Below are 13174 nucleotides of genomic sequence, written 5' to 3'. Positions count from 1 at the left end.
CCCCATATTGTGTTTTGTATTTTTGTATAAGTGTTATTCCCTTTAACATGTACAATATTCGATGAATAAAATAAGAGTTTACATTGCGTCTACAATATATGCCAAAGCTTTCAATGAGGGGTGGATGGATGCATTGTCAACTTATGTTTATTTATCAAAGGAACATACAGGTAAGAATTTTTATTTCAAGTATAAGGAAAAGACCAAAATGTTAAAATTAGTATCTCAAAAATATGGGATTGGATTTTCTACACTATTACGTCATATCAATAAACTTGAAAAAGAGGGATTGATAGTTTTTGAAAGAAATGAAATGAGACTTATCTCTAAAAGACAAATGCGTTTCATTAATGATAAAAATGTTTTTGTACCAGGGAATATAAACTCGATAAAAGAAATTAAAATATTTTTTGCAGGGTTAGCAATGATCTCTTGTCTTGTTGGACAGGTTAAGGCTTTTGAAAGGAAAGAACGCTTCAGTTACATAAGTGAACAAATGTCAAAAAAGTTTGGCAAGTGTACTTCTAAGGACGTGAAGAAGTACGATAATTATATTCGTCGTGGCGGTACTATAGATTTCAAAAGAGAACTTACACTTTCAGTTAATAAGATTGGAGAGCTAATTGGAAAAAAATCAAAAAATACAATTACAAAAATCAAAAAATTTTTTAAGGACAAAGGAATTTTAAAGATTTTCAACCAAAAAAATAAAATATTTCAAGGTAGAATAACTTTAAGTAATTATTTAGACCTTAAAAAAGAAGACTTTATCAGTATTAATACTTATTTCTATAAGGGATGGGTATTTGAATGTAAACCTTCAGTATATACTCTTAGTTATAGAGGATAGTAGAAGTGGGTGTATGTTCACTTAGATACATATCAATTAATGAGAAAAAAATAAATAATATGAAGTTAGAAGAATTACGAATAGGATCTATGTTATATGATTCTGTAAGGGATAAGAATGTTACTTTAGAATTAAAACACTTCAAGGAATTAGCTATAGATGAAAAGTGTTTCTTTGATAGGTATAAGCCGATTGAATTAACAGAAGAATGGATCAAGCTTTTTGGTTACAAAGATGAAGTATTTGATTCTGGTAAAATTTTGGTATCGGAAGAAGGTGGCTATATAATCCCTCATTTATCTAACACAATGATATTAAAATATGTACATCAACTAATGACACTTATCTATTCCACATCAGGATTCTTAATTGAGCTCAATTATGAAAATTAATAAGCCAGAGATCAAAAAACTGCAAGATGATGACGGTCATTGGTACTGGATACCAAATGAATTTGTCAAGGAGTTTGAAGAGCATGAAGAATTTCTATGTGGTAAAAGCTATATGGATTGTCCTGATGAATTTGACGATTTTATAGAAAAATGGGATAAGTATAGGACACATGGGCATCCAGATAATGTTCCGGACATATTCAAATCATAAATAAGAAAGCCCCGATTATCGGGGCTTGTTTCTGTTCTTTCCACAGGATCTACACCCTGAGTTCAATCGTTTCATGATGGGCTTTGAAATCGTTTCTTTGATAGCCTGTTTGTATGTCTGTAATGCTTTGATGTTTAAAATTCCCATTGTTGTCTATTTATAATTTTGATAAATCTATTTCTGGTTTAGTCAATTGATTTATAGAATCAATCTCTCCATTTCGAAGTTTAATAAGCTGTTCTTGATTTTTTGCTGATTTGTCTATGGCGGTAAGCCTTGTGTCTTCATCTCGATCTTTTTTAAGCATGTCTCTTCGTTCTAAATTTTCATGCTCAAATTGTTTCATAGTAGACTTAAAATTCTTATCATTCTGATCTTTCAAATAGGAAAGATTCATTTCTTTTTCTAATATCTCTAATTTTCGCATATGATCAGATTGAGCATATTGTTCTTTAAAGTTATATTCGACAGCAATGGTTTCTTGTTTTGCTTTCGCAGCCGCTTGAGCAGCAACAACATTTCCATTCTGCATTTCCTGATTCTTCTGAAGTTCAAAATTCTGACTCTCTTTTTTTCTAGCCTCTACACGAAGTCTAAGTAATCTTAGTGTAAGCTTCTTACTTTTAGTATTTAAAAGTTCTTCAGCATCAAGAGGATCAATAAGATTTTGAGTTACATAATTATTAATGTTAGCAACTAATTGCATTCTTTGCTCTCGTGATGGACGGAATTCTACGAAATTTTCAAAATAATGTTTAGCTCTATTTTTCCTATAAGTTTCTAAAACATCAACGTCATCAGTTCCAATCATAGAAACATATTTTTCTTTTAAATCTGAAAACAAAAAAATATTATCTAGCATAGATGACATTGTTTGATAACAGTTTATCGACCACATAAATAATGCATCAGAAAAATCTTTTAATGCTAAGTTGTCAGACAATCTATATGGCTCGCTGTCCCACTGGTCTTTTGGATCTGCTCTTGAATTATCTGATCCAACATATCCAAAGATCTTAAGAATGTCATTTTCAGTTCTCATAAGCTCGCCAACTAATGAATTTAGATCGTGATTTGGAGTAGAAGGTATTTCGTTTAGAGCTGTTTTCGTTTGAATCTGGTCACCATCATCATCAGTAGATAATTCAAATCTAATACCTAATGAGAAGAAAAATGAAAGCACATCCTCAGGAGTATAAAACCCACCATTGCCATCAGGTATTTTTGCAATTGTATCTGGATTAATACTTACGATTTTACCTCTAAGCTGATTTCTAAAATGCTGAACTCTAAAATCTAATTCTTGATAAAGATTTATTTTGGGTATAGCTTTTTCTACTAATGAATTATATCCATTTTTGGAAATTCTTGGAGCGAAAGCTAAATATGGTGGAATGGAAATCCCTTTGTATTCTGCTTGATTTTCACATAATGAATATTCTATAACTTTATACTCTCCACCAATGATCATAGTACCCTTGTACCAAACATCATATATGTCTTCTAGTCTTGTTGAAATATCTGATTCATGTCTTGGAATGTATGCCTTGTCTGTACCTTCGTCTCTAGTCCTGTTAATTACAGAGACTCTGTTATTTTCTCTTTTCTTTTTAGTTTTATATACATCTTTTCTAAAGGTCTTAAAGGAGAAATTTAGCACCTTAACAACTGTTTGGTCATTGATAGAATCTGTTGTTAAACATATTTTCTTTAATTCTTCGTTTGTAATAACAACATTGTTTCTTGAAGCTATTTTTTTTAACTCAGCAATGGTTATAGATTCTACTTCACCATAATATCTGCAGTCAGAAAAGAATGGATCTTCTGTTTCTTGGTGAATGAAATTTTTACATGGTACATATTTTATCTTGATACCTTCAACTTTATCTGTCCAAATTTTCACCACTGATATTCCATTTATAAAAATGTTCTTAGCAGCGATCCATTGAATGGTATTAAATTTATTTTCAGATGCAATTCCTTGTATTGCTAATTCTTCAGCTGTTTCTTCATCTAATGGTTTCTCAATCTCATTTTCAATTTCAACTTGTTCACGAGATTGTGGAATCTGTTCAAGTGGAATTGGTTGTGAACCCATCATAGCATTTTGTTCAAGAAAGTCTTTAGCTAGGAAGAGCTTTAATTTGTCATCTTTTCTTTGCTTCTTTTTTGCTTTTGCTGTTGGATCAATAGCATAGACACTTGGAACAAATTCTGACATATCAATGCCATTCCAAATTTTTGGAAGGTGATCAGATAATATCGTAACTCGTGAATCCCAATCTATTGATAAGAAAGATTCATTGACAAATTTTCTTTTAATGCTGCTTTTACAGTGATCTATAGGATGTTTAGCATCAGCGTATAATTGATTTTCTTCAAACTTCTTTAAATTATGAAGCCAATTATTTTCTTCACTGCTCCAAATAGCCCGGGCATATTCCTGGCCAAATTCATAGCTATCCTTCACAGAGTTAGGAACAAGCTCATCCGGAAATTTATTTATATATCCCATGTTATGTCAATGAAAATATTTCTTTAAAATTTATTGTTGTGTTTGCTGTTGTTGGGTTTTCTTTGGGTTGTACTTTTTCATTAGTTGCCAATACAGCATACATCCATGCTACAGTACCATCACGTTTTTGTCTATCTTCTTCTTCATATATTTCAGCATCTTCGAGAACATCAATAAATGGAACTTTCAGATTGTCTTCATCTACATCCTCCGGAATATTTTCAATTATCCAAGCTTCTAATGCGTCTTGCTGTGCTTTAATATTCCCGGACTTTCCATTAAATGTTGATACAATGCCTCCAAATTCTTTCTCATCTGGTGTTAAATCAATTTTTTTCTTTAAAGGATTATTTAGAACAAATTTTCTATATCCTCTTTTTTTAAGTTTTTCTACAAGTGATTTTTTATTAATCTCAGGTAGTATTGGCATTGAGAAATAAACTAAAGCTTTTATGATATCCTCTTCAGCTTCATCTTTTGTAGCAGGCCTTGCATTATAATGAAGAAACATTTTATTTCTCTCTGTATGATGAAGCTTGTAATGGTTATCTTTGGTAAGCCCTTTGAATCCCATCTTTGATCCATTGCCATATTTAACTTTACTTGAATCATAAGGGTCAGCTCCAAAAGCTCCTAAATCTGCATTAACCGGATATTTTTTCCCGTCAATTGTTTTTACATTATTTCTCAATTCTACTGGTGGTAACCAAGAACACAAAAATTTTCCATCTTTTTTTCTTGTCATTACAACTGTAGAATCTTCTATACCATCTTTCCATGAAAGATCAAACCTGAAAACTTCAGATTGATATTTGTCAGTATATTGATGTTTTTTTATAAAGTTTTTGTGATTAACTAAGCCTTCTGTAGCAAACATTGATGTAGCATCTTCATCAAGAAAGGCATCATTGTCAAAACGTGGATTATTTCTTTTTCTAGCATTTAACTTTTTTAAATTAGATCCACATGCAATCTCTTTTTTATCAAGGTATTCTTTAGCCCCTAAATCCTGTAACTTTCCTCTTTCATTTAAAATTGGGTCTGAGGGGGTATCGTAAATCACATAACCATATTCGTCAAAGAACCCTCTTAAAGAATAATCGGCAGGTATGAACAGTGCATACAAACCCGTTTTGGTTTGACCAGTATCATCTCGAGTAGAAACTTTACTATCGTTGTAAAAAGTTTCGTAGTTTTTTCCACCTTTATTTGGTGGGTTAGCTGTAGATCCGTTGAGTGATTTTCCAACAATATCAGATCCTACTTCATGAGTCATTTTATGTGCCTGATCCCAGAATTCATTTAAATCTAATTGACCTTTAAATTTTCCAATCTCATCATTCAACGATTTTTTTACTTCTGTTCCATCATATGCGTCAAGTGTAGTTGGCATTGGTTCTATTGTTGTATCCAATCCATCTCCATCATCGGACATTTTATTATTAGCAGTAAGCTTTCTCTGTGCTGAATTGAATTCTAGTTTAGATTTTGGAACAGCTTCTCCAACTCTTTGTGGTTGTAAATGCTTAGGAAACTTTAAGAAGGGTCTAACAATATGTTTAGTAAATATTTTTTTTGCATCATTTTCAGTTTTAGAAACTAATGGATAAAAAGAATCTCTATGTCTAATTGCATCACGAAGGATTTCGGATGCTCCAGTTGTTGTAAAAGATGAACGTCTAGATTTTAAAAGTAAACTACCATAACATCTATCGTCTGCATAGCAAGCCTCTATCCATATATAATAATCCCTTTGTGTCATCCTAAAATCAGGATACCTATTATCAGTGAGCTTATAATGTTGTAAAAAAAAATAATATCCTCCTGTAATATAAAGAGGTACACCATCATTCATAAACCATTCTCCATTTCTTATTCTATTAAAGTCCTCTTTAATGAAATCACAATGGTCATTATGAACCTGGTTTATTGCTCCTTCAACATTTTCAGAATCTTTAAAATACTTATGAAAAAATGCTAGTTCTTTTGGAACTTCATACCTTGTCCACTTTTGGTCTTTATTCTGTAGAAGTGAATGCCTTATTTTTTTTGGAGTAGATGGAATAGCAATTAATAATCCGTCAATATTTAAAACATCTCCAATTGTTCCATCTTTAGAGATAATAACTACATCATATTTCTTATTATATCCATACTCCCATGATCTGGATTTATTAAGTTTTTCAATTTCAGAAATAGGAATTACTTCTTTCTCAATTGTATGTAAGTTTCTACGATATGATTTATCAGTTTTCAACATATAATTCTGCGATTGATACTGATTTTATATTTTCCAATTTTTCTCTCATTACTTCCTCTGGATTTTCTAATAAACCAATCCTTTCAAGTATTTGTTTATTTAAGAAGTAAGCCTCTTCTTTTGTTTTTGCAATGGATGCTATGTAGTCATCAGACAGATCTGGGTTTGTTCCCTTTCCTAATACATCGGCAATTTCTTGATCAGCTTCGTCATTAATTTGAAATACTTCTTCTTCCTTCCGGATATCTCTGATAATTATTTTATTCATTTCATTAAAAGTTGTTTTAAGGCCTTTAATGAATTTTGATTTTAGATTAACATCTCGGCTTCTGTCTAATCCTATTTCATCTGCAAGTTTTACAGCAGTATTGTACGCTTGGCCTCTCGATTTAACAACAGATAACAATCGGGTTTCATTTATGGATAGTTTGTCACGGTTCATGGGGTATTCTACCTCAGAATCTAAAACTCCAAGTAGGTCATGAATAGCTTTTACTGTATTCTTTTCAAGAATGCATTTGCCATTTTTAATGAAATTGTCAGACTTGCTCATAGTTGTATATTATGAAACACGGTATTCAAAGCATCTTTCATTCTTTTATTAACTTCAAAATCAGAGTGTTTTTTCTTACTGTTTTCTATAACAATGTTTTTCACAAAATATCGTTGTGTGATATTCCTGTTTAAAATGTCAACAAGATCCTGTTCGTTTTCATAAAGCTCTAGGAAAAACCGTTTTATTTCCATAGACCTGTCTTTCGAACCAGTCCTTATCATTAAGAATCTTTTGTATTTTTCCGATTCAAAATCTTCATTGTCACATAATATCATATATAAACAATCAGAAGCATTTATATCATACTTTCTGTAGGTTGTTGTTAACGCAGCCATGAATTTTTCGTGTGATTTTAATGGGCTAGCAAACCAATCAATCCTCTTATTCATATATATATTTGAAACAAAAATAACATGAGAGACAACCTAAAGGCGGTTTGCTACATTGAATATTCCCCTAAATCAGACATCATAGTTTTATAATATGCCAACTTTAAAAGAGGTAATTGAAGAGATTATTTATGAGGCTACTGTGCCAACAAGTATTTTTAGGAATGCTGATGAAATAATGATTGATAAATATGCGAAAGAAGGGCTAAAGAAACTGAATTTAGTTTTTGTTCAAAGTATTGTTGGGATGAACTTTTCAATACCATTTAGTTGTAAAGTGTTTTTCCCGGAAGATTACATGCAGTTTATTAGAGCATACCTAATAAATTGCGATGGAAAGACAATAGAAATAAAAACTAAAAATCAAGTACCATCTAAAATAAAGCACTTTTTAGTTCAATGTGAAGGAGGTCTGTTAGCTGATTGTGATGGGACTAATATTGATGATGAGTGTATGGAATGTAACCCTTCTAAAAACAACGGCAAATGTGATAGTAATTGTCATCAATGCTATGGCACAGGCAGGTACATACCATGTGAACTTCAACAATTATATGATGATATTCAAACATATAAAAATTCCTGGATAAATGTTAATGAGAAAGACAGATGCTTCGACTTTAGTAGTGATCTGGAGGGAATGAGCGTAATTGTTGAGTATATGGGGAATGATATTCACGAACTTGATCAATGTGCTATTAATGTTCCTGAAAAACTTGCAGAATGTTTAGAGTATTACATAAAATACAAGATTCTTGAAGGAGGTATTGACACCTTGAATCAATCCCAATATTTCAAAAATGAATTTAAAAAATTAAAAAGTAAAGAACTCTCTAAAAATAATCCATTAACAGAGAGAGATTTAAAATCAATATTGTTCATGCAATAATATGGGCAGATCATTTAAGAAAAATAAAAACTCAGAAAAGGCAATTAAGCCTTTGGATAAAGATAAAAGAAAGTTTGAAAAGCAAAACTTGAAAAACATCCTTAAAAATCCAATTCAAAATTACATAGATAAAATAGATTAAGTGGCAAAGACTCAGAATATATTTGTGAATTCTAAAATGGACAGTGATACTTCATATAGTATGCTGGACAACAAATCTTATGTCACGGCTAAGAATTTAAGAATTACAGGAAAAGGTGATGATGGAGCGTTTAAGTTCTTAAAAGGAATGGATCTGGTAAGCTCTGAGTTTTCAGAACCAGGTATGATAATTTTAGGAGCTAAGGAAGGCTACAATAACAAAAACTATTTCCTTCTTGCACATTCAAATGGAAAGAGCAAAGTTATCGAATATGATTCTGTAACGAATATTTCAAGGCTCATTATCCAGGACACAACCATATTGCGGTTTGATTTAGTAAGATGGAACTTAGGAGCAGTTATTGTCCCTTACAAATTCATTCTAAGTATAGATTTAATTGGCGATTTACTTTTTATTTCAAATGAAAATTGGGAATATCCCCGCGTAATTAATATAACTAGAGATTATTCAACTGGATTTATTTCTGATGATATTATCCTTGCAAAAAAGCCGCCTAAGTCATCACCAGAAATTATCAGTTTAGTAGATAATGGATACAAAAATAATGATAATGATGTCTTTATAAGTTTTACTTATAGATACAAATATATTGATGGAGATTATTCTTCTTTGTCCTTTTATTCTGACACCACATTTGAACCTATGAATTCATTCAAAATGAATTCTCAACGTGAGAATACAGCAATGGTAAATAAGTGGGACACTGTAAAGCTTCAAATTAATAGTGGAGGAAAATATGTTACTGATATAGAGGTATACGCAAGGGAGCACACATCAAACACTGCATATCTTATTTATGCTGTTAATAAGAATTCTTCAAATATAAATGATGATGTATTAATTTCTGATATTGAATATAAGTTTTCTAAGAATTATGAGGTTCTTGATGAGGAAACTACAAAAATGTTGTACTCTAATATCCCAAAACATCCTAAAACTCAAACTGTTGCAGGAAATAGAATCATTTTTGCGAATTATAAGGAGGGATATGATATATCAGATTTAAATGGGAATCCTATACAAGTAGACTTCCAGGTTCTAAAAACGCAAGATGTATATTCTACTACTGCTAAAAGAAAAACGGCAACTTCTATGTTTAAATACAAAGTTGCCGTAATTTATATTAATGATTATAATGAAAGTTCAACCGCTTTACTTCCTGTTAATCAATTAAAAAGCGAAGTCGAAATATCTTTTTCAGATCGACTTAAAGCAAACCATCTTCAAGTAGAGATGCTCTCACCGCCTCCAGCATGGGCAACAAAGATGAAGTTTGCAGTAAAAAGCGAAACCTTAAATTACGAGATTCTATACATGACATATGCGAAAAAAATAGGTGCGAATGTCTATTTTTTACTAACTGCAGATAATGTCAATAGGATAAAAAAAGGTGATTATATTTTTAGAGTTGATACAGGAGCCATTGAGTATAAAGAATTTATAGTTGAAGATGTAAAAGAATATAATGTCAATCAAGGATTAAATGTAACCGGAACATATGCCAGAATAAAAGATGAATCTGGTTATATGAATTTTACAGTCAATGGTCCGGATATAATCCGATCACATGATAAAAATTGGGCAGTTTTTGATTCTCTATATGGAACAAATAATCCTGCCAGGTTTGATGCAACGTCTGGCTGGACAGGAACATGGGATGGAAACTTTTACACTTCATATGAAAACAGAGGTACTATCTTTATTAGTGATTATGGAGCTATAAAAGAAGGTGATGTATTTACTTATTCAGTTAATCTAACATATGGTAGGGATAAAAAAGGTCGTGGTGAAAGTGCTATTTCAGTATCTGGAACAGTAGTAGTGGCTGAAACAATTTATGCAGAACAAGATTATCCTAATATATTGGAGTTTCTTCAAAGTAGTATGATTTCTCCATTTATCAAATTACAAGTTGTTGGGAATGAAATTAGATTTCTTACTAATAATTTATATCCAGATCTTGTTCATTCAAATGGAGGTTGGATTTATGACTGGCAAAGTAATAGTGGAAACAGGGATGAAAGAGGTGTAGTAAAAGTTAAAACAAACACGAGATTAGAAAGAGGTATTAAACCTATTATTTTTAGAACAAAAAATAAAGAAAACCTCGAAGCACTTTATTATGAGACCGAGAAAACCTATATGATAACAAATGGTATTGTATTTCCGGATTCATGGAACGGATCTAATCCAATTTTTGACATTAATTTTTATAATGGGTATACATGGGAGAATGGAATTGAAAGCTATAAAATAAAAGATTCATTTAACCAAAAGTTTTTAGACTATAAGTTCAGAGGAACGTTATATGAGAAGAATGGTTATAGAATGATTCATAGAAAGAATGATATTACTTATTCCGGATTATACAATTATGAGTTTAGGCTGAATAATTTGTCTGTATTTAATCCTGTATTGTCTAATTGGAAATCTCTTCCTATTAAGTACGGAAGTATTCAAAGAATTGTTTCAACTGATGGAGACATCACGGTTTTCTGTGTAGATAAGGTAATAAACCAATACTATGGAAAATCTATTATTATGGATATGCAGGGAATAGAAAGTGTAGGGATAAGCTCAGAGGTGCTAGGAAATTACAGAGAACTACCATATGAATTTGGTATATCAGAAAATCCTGAAAGTATAGCGAAATTTTCTAATTATATTTTCTTTACAGATAAAAAGAGAAAAAGAATTCTATTAAAAGCTGGTGACGAAATTAAAGAATTAAATGAAGTTGGAACAAGTGGATTCTACCAAGAAGGAGTTGAATTATTAGATAATAACCATACTTTCCTTGGTTCATTTGATGAATTCAACAATGAATATATTATAGGAGTTAATTTAGAATATTGTCTTGGATTTAATAAGGGCTTTACCGCTTATTATACTTATCCATTTGATTACATTATTAACAATTTAACTGCATATAAAAGTAAAGTTTTCAGAAATGAAACTACTGAAAATTATAATACATTTGTAGGTTTAGATACTGTACCTGCAGAACTTAAGTATGTTGTTAATCCAGAAATGGATTCTGATAAAATTTTTAAATCTTTCTTCCTACAAAGTAATAAGGCTTGGGACGCTGAGATTAAAACAAATTACACAGAATCATTTATTCCTAAAGAAAATTTTGAACATAAAGAATCCTTTTTCTTTACAGAAATCATGAGGAATACACTTGGTTATGATCATGTAAGTGGAATTGGAAATGTAAAATCAATAATAGGAAATGTGTTATTTTTTTCACAGAATATTCCAAACGATATTAGCGTAGGTGATTCAATTCAAAAAGACTCAGGATCTGTAATGATTGTTACAAACATTAACGGTAATAGAATTACTGTAGATAATCCTTCATTTGTAAATATTAATGATTATGTTTTTTCTCAAAAGAAATCTTCTGGAATGTACAGGCCTGACGGCAGTCCAATAAGAGGAAAGTGGATGGAGGTTAACTTAAAGCTAAAAGATTCAACATTTACTTACATAACCGGAACAAGCACAGAACTTATCAAAAGCTATTTATAAGCATTTTTGATTATAAAAATAACATATAATCTATTTGTATTATAATTTAATTAAAATTGTTAATAACTCAAATATTATACGCAACCTGACAGAGTGTTTTATGCGTATATTTGTGTAACATAAAATCACTATTATGTCTGGAAATAATTCTAAATATTTCATTTATAACGATTTCATTTTTGAAACATATCTCAACTCACCTGATTTAAATTTTAAACAAATTGCTCGTTTAGTTGTTGATGAATTTAATCTAAATCCAATAGATACTGATGCCATCAGAAGACATTGTTCAAGACATATAAAATATAGACTGTCTGATAAAGAGTTGTTAGAATCTAATGTAAGATATAAAAAGGAAAAGCAAAAGTTTCAGGATAAAAATAGAATTGACAATAAAACATTCCGTGAATATGCCAGGGTTGAAAATGCTGTTGAAGATTTAGGTCAAGCTATTAAAGAACAAAATAGGAAGTTCGGTGCGCATCTGAAGGAATTCAATATTAGTCCAATTACTAAACAAAATAAGAATTTTGAAGTCTATGGTGTAATGCATATTACAGATACTCACACAAATGAGCTTATTGATCTACCAAACAATAAATATAATTATAGAATATTTTCACAAAGACTTAAAAAATACATCAATGAATGTCTTGAATATTTTAGGTTTAGAAACGTTGGTAAAATAGTTATATTGTTTGGTGGTGATTTACTTAATTCTGATAGACGATTAGATGAAATTCTTAATCAATCAACGAACCGTGCTAAAGCAGTAGTTCTTACTTGCCATATATTTAAACAAGCTATTCTCGAGATAAGAAATTCAGGTTTCGAAATTGATATTATTTCAGTTCTTGGAAATGAATCAAGAGTTAAACATGAAATGACATTTTCTAATGAAGCATTCTCGGACAATTATGACTTTACTATAATGGCGCAGTTACGTGAAATGTTTGAGTTCTCTGAAATTGAAGGTATACGATTTACGAGTATAGACAAATTAGAAAACATTGTTAGTTTCCCACAACAAAATTGGCTGATTGCACATAATGTAAATAAAATTGTGGATGATCAGACAAAAACACAATCAGCAATCGGTAGATATGCTTTGAAAGGCCAGCATATAGATTTTATCGTAGGAGGCCATATACACTCTACAAGAATCACAGATTACTCTGCAAGAAGTTCTTCAATGTCTGGAAGTAATACCTATAATGAACATGCTTTAAATTTAATCGGAAGGGCATCTGCTAACTGTTTTGTTGTTGATGGCAGAAACAGGTATACTCAAGTAATAGATCTTCAAGATGCAGAGAATGAAGGATATGAAATCATTTCTAAACTTGAAGCATATAACGTAAAATCAGAGTTGAAACTAAACGAAACAACAACCGTATTCAAGGTTGTAATATAAA

10 protein-coding genes are annotated in these 13174 nt (G+C 30.9%); 6 read left to right on the top strand and 4 right to left on the bottom strand.

The features are described 5' to 3' along the window. Positions 1-61: 61 nt before the first annotated feature. From ACMGDK_RS11460 to ACMGDK_RS11450, 3 genes are read left to right on the top strand one after another with little or no spacing between them, the layout of a single operon-like run. On the top strand, positions 62-850 hold the full coding sequence (locus ACMGDK_RS11460; RefSeq protein WP_436808078.1) for a hypothetical protein: 789 nt from the start codon (positions 62-64) through the stop codon (positions 848-850). 59 nt (positions 851-909) lie between these two features. Next, positions 910-1242: a hypothetical protein gene (locus tag ACMGDK_RS11455; protein WP_436808077.1), complete on the top strand. Its 333-nt coding sequence runs from the start codon at positions 910-912 to the stop codon at positions 1240-1242. Next, positions 1232-1453 carry a hypothetical protein gene (locus ACMGDK_RS11450; protein ID WP_436808076.1) on the top strand — a complete coding sequence of 74 codons (222 nt, stop codon included), beginning with the start codon at positions 1232-1234 and terminating at the stop codon, positions 1451-1453. The genes ACMGDK_RS11455 and ACMGDK_RS11450 overlap by 11 nt, the downstream gene beginning before the upstream one ends. Before the next feature lie 157 nt (positions 1454-1610). Here the strand turns inward: ACMGDK_RS11450 and ACMGDK_RS11445 are convergent, their stop codons facing one another. Genes ACMGDK_RS11445 through ACMGDK_RS11430 form a run of 4 tightly spaced genes read right to left on the bottom strand, consistent with a single transcriptional unit; the run spans position 1611 to position 7173 of the window. Then, positions 1611-3968: a hypothetical protein gene (locus ACMGDK_RS11445; protein ID WP_436808075.1), complete on the bottom strand. Its 2358-nt coding sequence runs from the start codon at positions 3966-3968 to the stop codon at positions 1611-1613. A gap of 1 nt (position 3969) precedes the next feature. Beyond that, a complete protein-coding gene (locus tag ACMGDK_RS11440) occupies positions 3970-6228 on the bottom strand; it encodes a hypothetical protein (protein ID WP_436808074.1) in 2259 nt (752 codons plus the stop codon). Continuing rightward, a complete protein-coding gene (locus ACMGDK_RS11435; RefSeq protein WP_436808073.1) occupies positions 6215-6781 on the bottom strand; it encodes a hypothetical protein in 567 nt (188 codons plus the stop codon). The genes ACMGDK_RS11440 and ACMGDK_RS11435 overlap by 14 nt, the downstream gene beginning before the upstream one ends. Next, positions 6778-7173 (bottom strand): hypothetical protein, encoded by a 396-nt coding sequence (locus ACMGDK_RS11430; protein ID WP_436808072.1) that lies wholly within the window; start codon positions 7171-7173, stop codon positions 6778-6780. Before ACMGDK_RS11430 ends, ACMGDK_RS11435 begins: the two co-directional genes overlap by 4 nt. Before the next feature lie 94 nt (positions 7174-7267). Between ACMGDK_RS11430 and ACMGDK_RS11425 the strand changes: the two genes are divergently transcribed. The 3 genes from ACMGDK_RS11425 to ACMGDK_RS11415 all read left to right on the top strand — a co-directional run bounded on the left by ACMGDK_RS11425 (position 7268) and on the right by ACMGDK_RS11415 (position 13173). Further along, positions 7268-8062 carry a hypothetical protein gene (locus tag ACMGDK_RS11425; protein WP_436808071.1) on the top strand — a complete coding sequence of 265 codons (795 nt, stop codon included), beginning with the start codon at positions 7268-7270 and terminating at the stop codon, positions 8060-8062. Between the two features lie 142 nt (positions 8063-8204). Continuing rightward, a complete protein-coding gene (locus tag ACMGDK_RS11420; protein ID WP_436808070.1) occupies positions 8205-11759 on the top strand; it encodes a hypothetical protein in 3555 nt (1184 codons plus the stop codon). Between the two features lie 133 nt (positions 11760-11892). After that, a complete protein-coding gene (locus ACMGDK_RS11415) occupies positions 11893-13173 on the top strand; it encodes a hypothetical protein (RefSeq protein ID WP_436808069.1) in 1281 nt (426 codons plus the stop codon). The last annotated feature ends 1 nt before the right edge of the window (position 13174 follow it).

Source organism: Chryseobacterium hilariae, from assembly GCF_051400735.1.
In the GTDB taxonomy this organism is placed as follows: domain Bacteria; phylum Bacteroidota; class Bacteroidia; order Flavobacteriales; family Weeksellaceae; genus Chryseobacterium.
The sequence above is the reverse complement of the archived record's forward strand: the minus strand, read 5'-3'. Positions and strand labels throughout refer to the sequence as shown.